General features: G+C 58.7%; 15 protein-coding genes and 1 riboswitch. Of the genes, 3 read left to right on the forward strand and 12 right to left on the reverse strand.

The annotated features are described in order from the left end of the window. On the reverse strand, nucleotides 1-945 hold the full coding sequence (locus AC5YUO_RS07545; RefSeq protein ID WP_003507159.1) for an AEC family transporter: 945 nt from the start codon (nucleotides 943-945) through the stop codon (nucleotides 1-3). A 477-nt stretch (nucleotides 946-1,422) separates the two neighbouring features. Between AC5YUO_RS07545 and AC5YUO_RS07550 the strand changes: the two genes are divergently transcribed. Further along, complete coding sequence (locus AC5YUO_RS07550) at nucleotides 1,423-2,415, forward strand: adenosine kinase (RefSeq protein WP_496154796.1); 993 nt, start codon at nucleotides 1,423-1,425, stop codon at nucleotides 2,413-2,415. Here the strand turns inward: AC5YUO_RS07550 and AC5YUO_RS07555 are convergent. Beyond that, nucleotides 2,408-2,941 carry an SH3 domain-containing protein gene (locus AC5YUO_RS07555; RefSeq protein WP_035214555.1) on the reverse strand — a complete coding sequence of 178 codons (534 nt, stop codon included), beginning with the start codon at nucleotides 2,939-2,941 and terminating at the stop codon, nucleotides 2,408-2,410. The two genes, AC5YUO_RS07550 and AC5YUO_RS07555, sit on opposite strands and share 8 nt — an antisense overlap. 180 nt (nucleotides 2,942-3,121) lie before the next feature. Here AC5YUO_RS07555 and AC5YUO_RS07560 point away from each other — a divergent pair, with 180 nt between their 5' ends. Next, nucleotides 3,122-4,126: a 2-hydroxyacid dehydrogenase gene (locus tag AC5YUO_RS07560; protein WP_496152863.1), complete on the forward strand. Its 1,005-nt coding sequence runs from the start codon at nucleotides 3,122-3,124 to the stop codon at nucleotides 4,124-4,126. Between the two features lie 6 nt (nucleotides 4,127-4,132). Here AC5YUO_RS07560 and AC5YUO_RS07565 read toward each other — a convergent pair whose 3' ends face one another. The 3 genes from AC5YUO_RS07565 to recF are packed head-to-tail and all read right to left on the reverse strand — an operon-like array spanning nucleotide 4,133 to nucleotide 6,523. Continuing rightward, nucleotides 4,133-4,609, reverse strand: a complete 477-nt coding sequence (locus tag AC5YUO_RS07565; protein ID WP_496152864.1) for a GNAT family N-acetyltransferase — start codon at nucleotides 4,607-4,609, stop codon at nucleotides 4,133-4,135. Then, nucleotides 4,606-5,373: a molybdopterin-synthase adenylyltransferase MoeB gene (locus AC5YUO_RS07570; RefSeq protein WP_496152865.1), complete on the reverse strand. Its 768-nt coding sequence runs from the start codon at nucleotides 5,371-5,373 to the stop codon at nucleotides 4,606-4,608. Before AC5YUO_RS07570 ends, AC5YUO_RS07565 begins: the two co-directional genes overlap by 4 nt. 22 nt (nucleotides 5,374-5,395) lie before the next feature. Continuing rightward, nucleotides 5,396-6,523 (reverse strand): DNA replication/repair protein RecF, encoded by a 1,128-nt coding sequence (gene recF, locus AC5YUO_RS07575; RefSeq protein ID WP_496152866.1) that lies wholly within the window; start codon nucleotides 6,521-6,523, stop codon nucleotides 5,396-5,398. Nucleotides 6,524-6,675: 152 nt separating this feature from the next. On the opposite strand from recF, the gene AC5YUO_RS07580 reads away from it, so the two are divergent. Then, nucleotides 6,676-7,779 carry an alpha/beta hydrolase gene (locus tag AC5YUO_RS07580; protein ID WP_496152867.1) on the forward strand — a complete coding sequence of 368 codons (1,104 nt, stop codon included), beginning with the start codon at nucleotides 6,676-6,678 and terminating at the stop codon, nucleotides 7,777-7,779. Between the two features lie 30 nt (nucleotides 7,780-7,809). On the opposite strand, the gene nrdF is transcribed toward AC5YUO_RS07580, so the two are convergent. The 7 genes from nrdF to AC5YUO_RS07615 all read right to left on the reverse strand — a co-directional run bounded on the left by nrdF (nucleotide 7,810) and on the right by AC5YUO_RS07615 (nucleotide 14,763). After that, the gene (gene nrdF / locus AC5YUO_RS07585) at nucleotides 7,810-8,784 is read right to left on the reverse strand and encodes a class 1b ribonucleoside-diphosphate reductase subunit beta (RefSeq protein ID WP_142855118.1); all 975 of its coding nucleotides are present in this window, start codon (nucleotides 8,782-8,784) and stop codon (nucleotides 7,810-7,812) included. Between the two features lie 16 nt (nucleotides 8,785-8,800). Beyond that, a complete protein-coding gene (nrdE, locus tag AC5YUO_RS07590) occupies nucleotides 8,801-10,987 on the reverse strand; it encodes a class 1b ribonucleoside-diphosphate reductase subunit alpha (RefSeq protein ID WP_496152868.1) in 2,187 nt (728 codons plus the stop codon). After that, nucleotides 10,975-11,373 carry a class Ib ribonucleoside-diphosphate reductase assembly flavoprotein NrdI gene (gene nrdI, locus AC5YUO_RS07595; RefSeq protein ID WP_496152869.1) on the reverse strand — a complete coding sequence of 133 codons (399 nt, stop codon included), beginning with the start codon at nucleotides 11,371-11,373 and terminating at the stop codon, nucleotides 10,975-10,977. Before nrdI ends, nrdE begins: the two co-directional genes overlap by 13 nt. Nucleotides 11,374-11,385: 12 nt before the next feature. Continuing rightward, nucleotides 11,386-11,607 (reverse strand): glutaredoxin-like protein NrdH, encoded by a 222-nt coding sequence (nrdH, locus tag AC5YUO_RS07600; RefSeq protein WP_003524283.1) that lies wholly within the window; start codon nucleotides 11,605-11,607, stop codon nucleotides 11,386-11,388. Nucleotides 11,608-11,915: 308 nt separating this feature from the next. Next, nucleotides 11,916-12,139: riboswitch (cobalamin riboswitch) on the reverse strand. Nucleotides 12,140-12,272: 133 nt separating this feature from the next. Continuing rightward, nucleotides 12,273-12,902, reverse strand: coding sequence for a nucleoside triphosphate hydrolase (locus tag AC5YUO_RS07605; RefSeq protein ID WP_496152870.1), 630 nt, complete (start codon nucleotides 12,900-12,902; stop codon nucleotides 12,273-12,275). After that, the gene (locus AC5YUO_RS07610; protein WP_003524281.1) at nucleotides 12,899-13,681 is read right to left on the reverse strand and encodes an ATP-binding cassette domain-containing protein; all 783 of its coding nucleotides are present in this window, start codon (nucleotides 13,679-13,681) and stop codon (nucleotides 12,899-12,901) included. The genes AC5YUO_RS07605 and AC5YUO_RS07610 overlap by 4 nt, the downstream gene beginning before the upstream one ends. Continuing rightward, nucleotides 13,681-14,763, reverse strand: a complete 1,083-nt coding sequence (locus AC5YUO_RS07615) for an ABC transporter permease (RefSeq protein ID WP_496152871.1) — start codon at nucleotides 14,761-14,763, stop codon at nucleotides 13,681-13,683. Before AC5YUO_RS07615 ends, AC5YUO_RS07610 begins: the two co-directional genes overlap by 1 nt. Nucleotide 14,764 lies beyond the last annotated feature (1 nt).

The raw sequence follows: 14,764 nt of genomic DNA on the forward strand, positions 1-14,764 counted from the left end.
TCAGCTCAGCAACCAGGCCCATAGCGACACGGACAAAACGCCGGTCGCCGTGGAAATGCTGATGGTGGAGGCCGCAACGCTGTGGCCGATGCCGAAGCGGTTGGCGATCAGCCAGGCATTCACGCCCGTCGGCACCGACGAGGTGAGCACCAGCGCCGCCGTCCATTCACGGCTGAGGCCAAGAGCGTGGCCCATGGCCCACACGCAGGCGGGCAGAAGCAGCAGCTTGAAAACGGTCATGGTGACGGCAATGCCCATATTGCCGCGAATGGTGTATTTCGTCAGCGCCATGCCGAGCGAGATGAGTGCCGCCGGTCCCGCCATCGAGGCGATCTGATCGACCACGGTTTTCAAAATGGGTGTCAGCGCCACACCGGAAACATTGGTCGAAAGCCCGATGACAAGGCCGATCACCAGCGGATTTGTGATGAGATTGCGGCCCACCTGTTTGAAGACCGCAGCCATGCTCCGTTTTTCGCCACCGACCGCCTTGTGCGTGGCATTTTCCATCAGGATGGTGCCGGCGATCATCATGACCGGCAAATGGATGGCGAGCAGGATGGAGAGAGCCACCAGCCCTTCATCCCCCACCGAACGTCCGACCAGCGGCAGGCCGATGAAGATATTATTCGCAAAGGCCGAGGAAATGCCGGCGATGACGGCGATGCGGACATCCTGCTTGAAGACATAACGGGTGACGATATGCCCGACCGTCCAGGTGACGGCCACGCCGGCGAAATAGGTTATCCAGAGACGGAAAGGCGACGCGCCGTGAAAATTCGCTTCCGCAAGCGTGCGGAAGATCAATGTCGGCACCGCGATCTTGAAGACGAAATCACTGAGGATATCACCGGCATCGGCCCTGAAGAGGCCAGCCTTGACGGTGAGCCAGCCGATCAGGATGAGAATGAAAATCGGGGCGACATTCGCGGCAACGGCAGACATGAAGGGAAAGCTTTCGCGGCTTTTGCGGGAGATACTCCGCTTTAGAGCCTTTTCCACGGGAATGGAATCGCGAATACGCTTCCATTCCTTGTTTTCATCAAATGAGGCGTGGCTTGGGGGAAGGAGCTTGGTGAGCGATGGGCGGAAGCGCCGCTCATTGCCCGCGCGATGGCCGCAGGCCAAGGTCCTCAAAAAAGAAAAAGCGGGGTTACCCCCGCCTTTTATGTCCGTTAAATGCCGCCAGTACATCCGTGGCGGAGATAACGGTTGAGCCAGAAGACCTCATGTCTTCTATTTCGGTATGCATTCACACACCTTTTGCTCTGATCGGAGTAATAGCTTAACCACATTACAGACAAATGACGCGCTTCCGCCTTTCGTGGAGAACCGCATATTTTCTCTTTGGGCTTTTCTTGCAGCCAGAAATGTTTAAGACCATTCGAAAAAAGCACACCCCGTGCGAACCGGATAGGGCCTATGACGAAATTCGACGTACTGACTGTCGGCAATGCCATCGTCGACATCATCTCCCGTTGCGATGATCGCTTCCTCAACGACAATGCCATTACCAAGGGTGCAATGAACCTCATCGACGCGGAACGCGCCGAGTTGCTTTATTCGCTGATGGGACCGGCGCTTGAGGCCTCCGGCGGCAGCGCGGGCAATACGGCGGCAGGCGTTGCAAACTTCGGCGGCAAGGCCGCCTATTTCGGCAAGGTGGCCGAAGACCAGCTCGGCGAAATCTTCCAGCACGATATCCGTGCTCAGGGCGTTTATTTCGAAACCAAGCCGGAAGGCACATTCCCGCCGACGGCACGTTCGATGATCTTCGTGACTGAAGATGGCGAGCGTTCGATGAACACCTATCTCGGCGCCTGCGTTGATCTCGGTCCGGAAGACGTGGAAGACGATGTCGTTGCGCAGACCAAGGTCACCTATTTCGAAGGTTACCTGTGGGATCCGCCACGCGCCAAGGACGCCATTCGCGAATGCGCCCGCATTGCCCATGAAAACGGCCGCGAAGTCTCCATGACGCTGTCCGACAGTTTCTGCGTCGGCCGCTACCGCGACGAGTTTCTGGACCTGATGCGTTCCGGCACGGTGGACATCGTTTTCGCCAACAAGCAGGAAGCGCTTTCGCTTTACGAAACCGACGACTTCGAGCTGGCGCTCACAAAAATTGCCGCCGATTGCAAGATTGCCGCGGTAACGATGAGCGAAGAAGGCGCCGTCATCCTGCGCGGCACGGAACGCGTGAAGGTGGATGCCTATCCCGTGCATGACGTGGTCGATACGACGGGTGCGGGCGATCTTTTCGCCGCCGGCTTCCTGTTCGGTTATACGCAGAACCGTTCGCTTGAAGATTGCGGCAAGCTTGGCTGCCTTGCGGCGGCTGCCGTCATTCAGCAGGTCGGGCCACGCCCCATGTCATCGCTGAAGGCGCTGGGCGAAAAACACGGTCTTATTTAAAGGCTTCGCCAGGGTAAGCGCCCCAGATTTCCCCCTGGGATACCCAACCCGAGGCCTGACCGGCCTCGGCACGGCACCAGTCTCCGTTGCATTCGCCAATCCGGAAGACGACGCCCGGCTCCAGCCGGGCGGTAACGGCAGCGCCAGACTGTGCCTCACGACGCATGTTCACATAGACTTCTTTGCCCTTGCCGCGCATCCATGGAGCGGCGACAGCGGTGCGTTCGCCTGACAGCAGGGCCTGATTGACCCAGCCTTCCGTGCCGTCGGCATCGCGGATGCGCCGCCAATTTTCATATTCCTGGATGATTTCCACCGGCATGCCCGATTTCAGATACATCCAAGACACGGCATAATCCGTGCTGGGGCCGATGCGCATGTTGACCCGCTTGGATTTCAGGCTGACAAAACGCGGCAGCGGCAGGCCGCTTGCGCCCTTGGCCGCACCCTGCGCCATGGCTTCTCCCGCCGCACCGAGGAGGCCGAGAGACAATGCAATGCAAACGATAGAAACCACACTGCGCATGCCCATTTCCGTTTCCCGCCTTCTGCAAACCGGATGATATTTAAGGAGGCGCGTTTCCACATGCCTCAAGCCGCGGCGAGTTTTATTTGTCTTCGCCGGTGGGTCTGGTAGAAACGCCCTGATTGAAAGAAATTATCGCTCTTTCTGGTTAATGACTTCTGAACAAGGCAGCGGCAAACGATGACCCACAAGAAGAGACCGACAGTCTATATCACCCGCAAATTGCCTGACGTCGTCGAGACCAGAATGCGCGAGCTCTTCGATGCGGAACTGAATATCGACGATATGCCGCGCAGCGAGACAGAGCTTGTCGCCGCCATGCAACGGGTGGATGTGCTGGTGCCGACCGTGACCGACCGCATCACCGCCGCGATGATCGAGAAAGCCGGACCGCAGCTGAAGCTGATCGCCAGCTTCTCCAACGGTATCGACCATGTGGATGTCGATGCGGCCGCGCGGAAGGGCATCACGGTCACCAATACGCCGAATGTACTGACGGAGGACAGCGCCGATATCACCATGGCGCTGGTGCTGGCCGTGCCGCGCCGCATGATCGAAGGCACGCGGGTGCTCGCCAACGGCGCGGATGAGTGGCTGGGCTGGTCACCCACCTGGATGCTCGGACGCCGCATTTCCGGCAAGCGTATCGGCATTGTCGGCATGGGCCGCATCGGCACGGCGGTTGCGCGGCGCGCCAAGGCCTTCGGCCTTTCCATTCATTACCACAATCGCAAGCGGGTCAATCCGGCGACGGAGGCAGAGCTTGAGGCAACCTATTGGGACAGTCTCGATCAGATGCTGGCGCGGGTGGATATCGTATCGGTCAATTGCCCTTCGACGCCGGCGACCTATCACCTGATCTCGGCGCGGCGGCTCGCGCTGATGCAGCCGACCAGCTATATCGTCAACACGGCGCGCGGCGATATCATCGACGAGGCGGCCATGATCCAGTGCCTGCGTGAAGGCAAGATCGCCGGCGCCGGTCTCGATGTCTATGAGAACGAGCCGCAGGTGAACCCCAAGCTCATCAAGCTCGCCAAGGAGGGCAAGGTCGTGCTGCTTCCGCATATGGGCTCGGCAACGATCGAAGGCCGCATCGAAATGGGCGACAAGGTCATCATCAACATCCGCACGCTGTTCGACGGACATCGTCCGCCGAACCGGGTGCTGCCGGGGCGGAACTGAGCCGGTTCAGCCGAGGAGTTTGGTCATTTCGATCGAGGTCGTACGATCATAGCCGGCATGGGCATTTTCCGCCGTCTTGACGAAACCCCAGGCGGCGAATTTCGCGTGGTTGGAGAGAAGCTCGATGCGCGTTTCCAGCCTGAGCGCCGGCAGCACCAATTCTCTTGCCAGCGCTTCGGCCTGCTGCAGAAGCAGCTTGCCGATGCCCTTTCCCTGCGCTTTCGGAGAAACACATAGCTTGCCAACATAAAGCGAGGCCGGCGGTTCGGGCCGGCAAAACAGGCAGCCCAGCAATTCATCGCCATGCCGCACCATGAAAGCGACCTCCGCCCTCGCCTTTTCGGCAAGATTTTCAGGTGTCAACCGATGGGCCGAAGAGGGCGGGTCGATGACGCCATCCATATAAGCGAAGGACGCCATGATGAGCGCCAGCAAATCCTGCCAGCGGTCGAAATCCTCGCCGATCCCTACGATCTCGATCATTCTTTTTTTCCCGCTGCCCGGCGCTTGTATCGCACCGTTTCAAACCGTGCTGACAAGGCATCATAGAGAAGCAGGCGGCCGATGAGGGGTTCGCCGGCGCCGGTGATCACCTTGATCGCCTCCATCGCCATGAGCGTGCCGATGACCCCGGTCAGCGCGCCAACGATACCCGTTTCCGCGCAATTGGGAATGAGACCCTGTGGCGGCGGTTCCGGGAACAGATCGCGGTAACCCGGCAGCAGAGTACCTTCTGCGTTGGTCTCATAGGGCTTCAGCACTGTAATCGAGCCATCGAAACGGCCAACGGCGCCTGTCACGAGCGGTCTTTTTGCGGCCTCCGCGGCGTCTGCTGCGGCGTAACGCGTATCGAAATTATCCGAGCCATCGATCAGGAGATCGAAGGATGGCAGGTGGTCATGCGCCCAGACCTGCGAAAATCGCTCCTCATAAACAAGCGTGCGAACATGCGGATTAAGCCGTGCAATGGTCCTGCGGGCGCTTTCCGTTTTCAGTTCCCCAATCGTGCCGGTATCATGAATCACCTGTCGCTGGAGATTGGACAGCGAAACCACATCGTCATCGATCATGCCGAGCGTGCCGACACCGGCTGCGGCGAGATAATGAAGCACGGGCGCTCCAAGGCCGCCTGCGCCGATGACCAGAACACGCGCCGCCTTCAGCCGCTGCTGGCCGGCGCCGCCGATTTCCGGCAGCAGGATGTGGCGCTTGTAACGTTCGATTTCTTCCGGGCTCAGCGGGTCCATGCCGCCCTCCGTCTCTTAGCCGTCATGCCGTGATGCTCCCGTGGGATACATTGAAAAATTGCGCCCTGTCGCCAAGGGCGGAGAACATCGCCGCATCGGTTCCCGTCATGAAACTCTGGCCGCCAAGCGCATGAATGAGATCAAACAGAGCCGCCCGCCTGCCCTCATCCAGATGGGCGGCGATCTCGTCGAGCAGCAGAACCGGCGCGTAACCGGTCATATTGGCGGTCAGCTGCGCATGGGCAAGCACCAGCCCGACCAGCAGCGCCTTCTGCTCCCCGGTCGAACAACGTTCGGCTTCCATGTCCTTTTCCGCATGGCGCACGAAGAGATCGACGCGATGCGGCCCATCCAGCGTGCGACCGGCAGCAGCGTCCCGATATCGACCTTCCCGAAGCATCACGCCATATTCGTCTTCCAGGTCGACGGCCGGGCGATTGAGCCCGTCGTCCATGAAACCGGACAACGACAGCGCTGCCGATGGGAACGCCGCATCGCCTGCCCGCCCTTCGATCAGGGTCTTCAACAAGCCGAGCATCTCATAACGGGCAATCGCCATGGAGATACCGAGTTCCGCCATCTGCTTTTCGATGCCATCCAGCCAGACCGGATCGAAACGGCCTTCCGACAGCAGGCGGTTGCGGCCGCGCATGGCCTTTTCGAAATCGCTTGCCCGCCGGCCATGGGCGGGATCGAGCGACAGCACCAGCCGATCGAGGAAACGCCGGCGATCCGAGGACGAACCGGTAAAAAGGCCGTCCATGGCGGGCGTCAGCCAAAGAACCCGCAGATGATCGGTCAACTCATCGACAGATTTCACCGGCGTCCCGTTCAGTCTTAGCCGACGCGACACCACCTCGCCATCGCCTTCGATGCCTGTGCCGATGGCGACTTCGCCATCCATGCCCTCGACATCGGCGAAGATCGAGAAACCGGTGGCTTCGGCGCCTACCCGCGTCACGTCAGACAGGGTGGCGCGGCGCAGGCCCCTTCCGGGGGAGAGAAAGGAGACGGCCTCCAGGAGATTTGTCTTGCCGGAACCATTGTCGCCTGTCAGCACCACATGGCGGTCATCAAGCGTGAGCGCAGCCGCAGCATAATTGCGGAAGTCCGTGAGTTTCAGCCGTAAAAGCGACACCTTGTTCGTCATCTTTACGGCCTAAAACGAACATGGCCGGATAGCAAGGTGGGGAATGCCCGTCCGCAACGAAGACCGCCGCTACAGTGCAATTCATTCTCCAGTAGCAACTTTTTTAGTGGCCGGTTATTTATGAGCCGGTCCTCATCACTGGTAGCCCATTCATGCGCCTGATCTTTTCGCTCTTTCTCACTCTCGGTCTTCTCTCTTCCTGCGCAGGCCGACCGGGGGCGGATGTGCTGGAAGCCGTCAACACCAGAACCCGCGACACGAAAATCGTGACCGCCTTTGTGGCGAGCACACGGGAGAAAAACAAGGATGCGAAAAAGGGCTTCAGCACGGAGCGGGCGATGGAGCCGAACTACGCCAGTTTCGATATTTCCATTCCGCCCACCCATAAGAGCGGCAAAATCGAATGGGCCAGCGGCAAACCCGACCCGAACAAGGATTTCGTCGTCACCAGGGCCGATATGTTGACGAAAACACGCTTCAATGCCGATCTTGGCGACATAGCCCGCTCCGGCAAACAGATCGCGCTTTTTGTACATGGCTATAATTACAGCTATCAGGAAGCCCTGTTCCGCGCGGCGCAGATGGCGGCAGATGCCAATATGAACGGCGTGCCGCTGGTCTTTTCCTGGCCGTCACAGGCCACTGTCGCCGGTTATGTGGCCGACAAGGAGTCCGCGACTTTTTCACGCGATGCGCTGGCATCGATGTTGATCGACCTCACCCGGCAGACCCCGAAGAAAAGCGTCGTCGTGTTCGGCCACAGCATGGGCGGCTGGCTGGTCATGGAGGCGCTGCGGCAATTGCGCTTGCAGGGCAGGAATGACGTGATCGCCAAGCTGCAAGTGGTGCTGGCAGCGCCTGACATCGATGCCGATGTCTTCCGCAAGCAGATCGAAGTGGTTGGACGGCTCAACCCGCCGCTCACCGTGCTCGTCTCCAAGGACGACCGTGCGCTCAAAGCCTCCTCCATCCTCGGTGCGGACATCACCCGTATCGGCGCGCTGGATGTCACCGACCGCCAGGTGCAGGAAGCCGCCCTCAAGGAGGGCGTGCAATTCGTCGACATTTCCAATCTGGAAGCCTCGGACCCGCTCAACCACGACCGCTATGCGGCACTGGCCTCCATGGTGCCGCAACTTGAGGCAAGCAGGCGCGGGGGTGACATCAACAGTGCCGGAGCCTTCGTTTTCGATGCGATCGGCGCCACCGTCTCCAGCCCTTTCCGGCTTGCGAGCCAGGTGGTGAACCCGCAATAGTTTTGCGGGCTCCCGCCGAAATACCCTGCTTCAGAAATCCCAGTCTTCGTCCTCGGTGGCAACCGCCTTGCCGATGACATAGGACGAGCCGGAGCCGGAGAAAAAGTCGTGGTTCTCGTCGGCATTGGGCGAGAGGGCGGAGAGGATCGCCGGATTGACCCGGCAGGCCTCGGCCGGAAACAGCGCCTCGTAACCCAGATTCATCAGGGCCTTGTTGGCGTTGTAGTGCAGGAACTGCTTGACGTCCTCCGTCAGGCCGACGCCGTCATAGAGGTCTTCGGTATATTTCGCCTCATTGTCGTAAAGTTCCAGAAGCAGATCGAAGGCGAAGTCCTTGATCTCCTGTCTTTCCTTCTCACCGAGCCGATCCACCGCCCGCTGGAACTTGTAGCCGATATAATAGCCATGCACGGCCTCGTCGCGGATGATGAGGCGGATCAAATCCGCCGTGTTGGTAAGTTTGGCGCGGCTTGACCAGAACATCGGCAGATAGAAGCCGGAATAGAACAGGAAGCTTTCCAGAAATACGCTGGCGATTTTCTTCTTCAGCGGATCGCCGCTGTCATATTCCCGCATGATGAGGGCGGATTTGCGCTGCAGGAACTCGTTTTCCTCCGACCAGCGATAGGCGTCGTCAACATCAGGCGTGAGGCAGAGCGTCGAGAAGATCGATGAATAGGAACGGGCGTGCACGGCCTCCATAAAGGATATGTTGGAAAGCACCGCCTCCTCATGCGGCGTTGCCGAATCCGCCATCAGCCGCACGGCGCCTACACCGTTCTGGATGGTGTCGAGCAATGTCAGCCCGGTGAAGACACGGATCGTCAACTTCTGTTCTTCCGGCTTCAGCGTTCCCCAGGAGGGGATGTCGTTGGAAAGCGGCACCTTTTCCGGCAACCAGAAGTTTGAGGTCAGGCGGTTCCAGACTTCGAGGTCCTTGTCGTCCTCGATGCGGTTCCAGTTGACCGCGCGGATGCGGGACGCAGGTTTTACGGCGATGTTCATTCTCTTGTCCCTCAAATCAGAGCGTGCAGGAAACGCAGCCCTGAACCTGCGTGCCTTCCAGCGCCATCTGGCGCAAACGAATGTAGTAGATGGTCTTGATGCCCTTCTTCCAGGCGTAGATCTGTGCCCGGTTGATATCACGCGTCGTCGCCGTATCGCGGAAGAACAGCGTCAGCGACAGGCCCTGATCGACATGCTGGGTGGCCGCCGCATAGGTGTCGATGATCTTTTCCGGTCCGATTTCGTAGGCATCCTGGTAGTATTCGAGGTTGTCGTTCGAGAGATAGGAAGCCGGGTAATAAACGCGGCCAATCTTGCCCTCTTTGCGGATTTCGATCTTCGAGACGATCGGATGGATCGAAGAGGTGGAGTGGTTGATATAGGAGATCGAGCCAGTGGGCGGCACGGCCTGCAGGTTCTGGTTATAGAGGCCTGATGCCATGACCTCCTGCTTCAAAGCCCTCCAGTCCTCCTGTGTCGGAATGGCAATGCCGGCCTTTTCGAACAGCTCACGAACCTTTTCCGTCGCAGGCAACCATTCCCGGTCGGTATATTTGTCGAAATAGTCGCCCGAGGCGTATTTGGAGTTCTCAAAGCCCTTGAAGCTCTGGCCCCTTTCCACCGCCAGCCGGTTGCTGGCGCGGATGGCGTGATAGGTCACCGTGTAGAAATAGATATTGGTGAAGTCGATACCTTCTTCGGATCCATAAAAGATGCGCTCGCGTGCCAGATAACCGTGCAGGTTCATCTGGCCAAGCCCGATGGCGTGACTGGCATCATTGCCCTTTTCCACCGAGGGAACGGAGGATATATGGCTCATGTCCGACACCGCGGTCAGCGCCCGGATGGAGGTCTCGATGGTCTTGCCGAAATCGGCCGAATCCATCGCCGAGGCGATGTTGAGCGAACCGAGATTGCACGAAATATCCTTGCCCATGTGGCTGTAGGAGAGATCGGTATTGAACTCGCTCGCCTCGCTGACCTGCAGGATTTCCGAGCAGAGATTACTCATGCTGATACGGCCGGCGACCGGATTGGCGCGGTTCACCGTATCTTCGAACATGATGTAGGGATAACCGCTCTCGAACTGGATTTCGGCGATCACCTGGAAGAATTCGCGCGCCTTGATCTTCTTCTTGCGGATGCGGCTGTCGGCGACCATCTCGTGATATTTTTCGGTAACCGAAATCTCCGTCAATGGCACGCCATAGACCCGCTCCACATCATAGGGCGAAAACAGGTACATATCCTCATTGTTGCGGGCGAGTTCGAAGGTGATGTCAGGGATCACCACGCCGAGCGACAGGGTCTTGATACGGATCTTTTCGTCGGCATTTTCACGCTTGGTATCGAGAAAGCGCATGATGTCAGGGTGGTGGGCGTGCAGATAGACCGCGCCGGCGCCCTGGCGTGCACCCAGCTGGTTGGCGTAGGAAAACGAATCTTCCAGCAACTTCATGACAGGAATGACGCCGGAAGACTGGTTTTCGATCTGCTTGATCGGCGCTCCGAATTCGCGAATATTGGTGAGCGACAGCGCCACGCCGCCGCCGCGCTTGGAAAGCTGCAGCGCCGAATTGATGGAGCGGCCGATGCTTTCCATATTGTCTTCCACGCGCAGCAGAAAACATGAGACCAGCTCACCGCGGCTCTTCTTGCCAGCGTTCAGGAACGTCGGGGTCGCCGGCTGGAAGCGGCCGGAAATGATCTCGTCCATCAGGTCGCGGGCAAGCTGTTCGTCACCGCGCGCGAGAGCCAGCGCCACCATGCAGACGCGATCCTCATAACGCTCGAGATAACGTTTTCCGTCGAAGGTCTTCAGCGTGTAGGAGGTGTAATATTTGAAGGCGCCGAGAAAGGTCGGGAAGCGGAATTTCCGGGCATAAGCCTCGTCATAGAGGTCGCGGACGAAATTGAAGGAGTACTGATCCAGCACCTCCTGCTCATAATATCCCTCCGTCACCAGATAATCGAGTTTTTCCCTGAGGTTATGGAAAAACACCGTATTCTGGTTGACGTGCTGGAGGAAATATTGCCGGGCGGCGAGGCGATCCTTGTCGAGCTGGATCTTTCCGTTCTCGTCATAAAGGTTCAGCATCGCGTTCAGTGCGTGGTAGTCCAGGGCCGCATCGAGCGGTTTCTGGCTTGCGGCTACCGGCTGTTTGGCGTCCTTGCGCAGCGCGCTCGAGGTCAGCGTGTCCAAAATCGTTCCAATCCATGTTTGACGTTGGCGACATCTTCCTCCGTGCCGAGAAGCTCGAAGCGATAGAGAAACGGCACTGCGCATTTGCGCGAGACGATATCTCCGGCGGATGCGAAAGCTGCGCCAAAATTCGTGTTGCCCGCCGCGATGACGCCGCGAATGAGATTTCTGTTGGAGGGATCGTTCAAGAACCGGATCACCGGTTTCGGCACGGCCCCTTTTGTGCCGCCGCCGCCATAGGTGGGGGTAACGAGCACATAGGGCTCCGATACCTGAGGCACGTCATCCTCCGCGCCGAGCGGCAGGCGAAACAATCGCCGTCCCAGTTTCAGAAGGAAACGATGGGTGTTTTCAGAGCGGCTGGAATAATAGACGATCAGGCCCATCGCCCCACCGCCTCAGCTGATCGAGCCGATCATGTCAGGCCGGAAACCCGCCCAATGGCGTTCGCCGGCGACGACCACGGGAACCTGCATATAACCAAGGCCACGGACGTGATCGAGCGCGTCAGCATCCTCGGAAATATCGACAATCTCATAGGGAACGCCGATGCGGTCGAGGGCGCGGTACGTGGCGGTGCATTGGACGCAGGCGGGTTTGCTGTAAACGGTGACGGTCATAATTTCCCTTTCGAAGCCGATTTAGGACACGGCTCAACATTGCCGATTGCACTCGCAATCGGGTGGCGATGGATCTGTCATTCAGGCGAAACGTGCAGCTTGGAGAGTTCGTCGCATTCTAGGCGGAAACCGGGTTCCCTTTTCCTGGCGATCTTCAAGCCGCAGAAAATCACTCTCTACGCCGACGAGCGTAGCAACTCAAAAAAATGCACTGGCATGACTTCACCCCGAAGCTTGTTCTGGAGGGGGCAGAAAAGGGCGAACGCAAATCATTTGCGTCATACACCTTCCTCCGGACACCCCGCCCGTGGACGTTTGCGCTCAAGGCAGGTCTCCTGACTTGCAGGTCACAACATCTATTCCGGCCTTCCCGGAGCTTTCAGCCCCAGTGGCCCAAATCGGAACGATGCTCACCGCTTACAGTTGCGGGGGCAGTTTCGGCCTTGCTCCGCCTGGATGGCGTTACGCACCGAATTCCCGTCTTAGCTCCCAATCCTTGCGAATCGGAAGAACCTCGAACACCACATATAGTATATGAGGAAATTTTCGCGTCAATGAATAGACACACAAAAGCCCCACCCTGTGGATCAAAAAGATTCAACACATGGTCAACAAAGGCTTAACGGCAAATGCGCGTTACGGCTGAAGAACGGAAAAGCGTTAATCTATTCCCATATATCGATGCGAATATCGGCGGGACGGGCGTTTTCGATCACCCTTTTTCCATTGGGAAGATCGTTCTCGAATAGTTTGGCGTGGATTTGAGCGGCATCGAGACCATAGCCCAACCATCTGTTGCGCAACCTCTCTTCCAGCACCGCGACAGAGGGACCCACAAGGATGGTGAGGTCGAAGCTCCCGGAAAGCGTCGTCCACGGCGCTTCGTTCAGCAGCAGGTAGTTGCCTTCGGCAAGGACGAAACGTGTTTCCGGTACGATAGCGCGGGCGGACGCAATGGCGATTTCGCGGGAACGGTCGAAAATCGGGACGAGGACTTCCTGCCCGCCTTTACGAACAGCCGAAACTATATCGAGGAAACCGCGCACATCGAAAGTTTCGGGCGCCCCCTTTCGCGACAGCAGCCCCCGCTCCTCAAGAATACCGTTATCCATATGGAAGCCGTCCATCGGCAGAACGGCGGCCGTCTCGCCGCGCGTGAGCAAAGCATCACAAAGGGCGTCCGCGAGCGTGGATTTGCCGGCCCCAGGGGGACCGGCAATGGCAACGATAAAACGGGACTTACCTTCTGCCCGCCGAAGAACATCCTCGGCGATAGTTTCAAGCTTCAGCGTCATGCGGCAAGCGTTTCCTTCGGCGCTTCCTTGGCACCGGTCATGAAGGCGACGGCATCCGACATCGAATAGTCCTTCGGATTGATGACGCACAGGCGCTTGCCCAGCCGGTGAATATGGATGCGATCCGCAACCTCGAAGACATGCGGCATGTTATGCGAGATCAGGACGATCGGCAGGCCACGGGACCGTACATCGAGAATAAGCTCGAGAACACGCCGGCTTTCCTTGACGCCGAGTGCTGCCGTCGGCTCGTCGAGGATGACGACCTTGGAACCGAAGGCCGCCGCACGCGCCACGGCCACACCCTGACGCTGGCCGCCGGAGAGGGTTTCCACCGCCTGATTGATGTTCTGGATCGTCATCAGGCCGAGCTCGGACAGTTTCTCGCGAGCGAATTTTTCCATGGCCGGGCGGTCCAGCGCCCGGAACAGGCTGCCCTGAATGCCGGGTTTGCGGATTTCACGGCCGAGGAACATATTGTCGGCTATGGAAAGCGCCGGCGAGAGGGCGAGGTTCTGGTAGACGGTTTCAATACCCGCCTTGCGCGCCTCGATCGGCGAGCGGAACTGCACGGGCTGGCCTTCCAGCCTGATCTCCCCTTCATCGGGTGTTACAGCACCGGAAATCGCCTTGATGAGCGAAGATTTTCCGGCGCCGTTATCACCTATGACGGCCAGGATTTCGCCCGGATAGAGATCAAAATCGGCGTGGTCGAGGGCGGTCACGCGACCGTAGCGCTTGACGAGATTGCGTGCTGTGAGAATGGGTTCTTTTGCCATCAGCCTGCTACCTTTCTGATCCACTGGTCGATTGCGACAGCCATGATGATGAGGACGCCGATCAACAGATAGGTCCATTGCGGGTCTGTTCCGATGAGCCTGAGGCCGAGCGAAAAGACACCGACGATCAGGGCACCGAAGATCATGCCCATGATGGAGCCGCGCCCGCCGAACAGCGACAGGCCGCCGATAACCACCGCAGTGATGGATTCGATATTGGCAAATTGACCGGCGGTCGGCGAAACCGAGCCGATGCGGCCGATGAGGGCCCAGCCGGCAAAGGCGCAGATGAGACCGGACAGCGTGTAGACGGTCGTCAGCATGCGCTTGACGTTGACGCCAGCAAGTTCGGCGGCATCCGGATCGTCACCGACAGCATAAAGATGGCGGCCCCAGGCTGTGCGGTTCAGCACATACCAGAGCAGAGCGACGAGCAGAACCATGGCGATGACGCCATAGGTAAAGACCGCGTTGCCGAAACGGATATTGGCGCCGAAGAACTGTAGGATCGGCGCCTGCTGGGCGATATCCTGGGCGCGGATCGTCTCGTTCGCGGAATAGAGGAAGTTGGTCGCCAGCACGATCTGCCACATGCCGAGGGTGACGATGAATGGCGGCAGACGCATGCGCGAGACCAGGACGCCATTGATGAAGCCGCAGAATGCGCCGACGGCGAGGCCACAGAGAATGGAAAGCTCCGCCGGCAAACCGTAGCGGAAGGTGAACTGCCCCATGATGACGGAAGAGAGAACCATGATCGCGCCGACCGAGAGATCGATGCCCGCCGTCAGGATGACCAGCGACTGCGCCGCGCCGACGATACCGACGATTGCGACCTGCTGCAGGATGAGGGTCAGCGAGAAGGCCGAGAAGAATTTGCCGCCGAGGAGCAGGCCGAAAACAATCAGCGACAGCACCAGAACGATAAGCGGCACGGCCGCCGGGCTGGAATGGAGAAAGTGCTGGAATTTTTCCAGCGCGCTCTTGTCATGCGTATCGAAAGCGGCGACCTGTGTCGAACTTCCCGAAAGCACCTTTTCAAATTCATTATGCGGCTGAGCCCGCACCGGCTGATCGCTCATG

This window comes from Agrobacterium sp. LEGMi-208b (genome assembly GCF_059511785.1).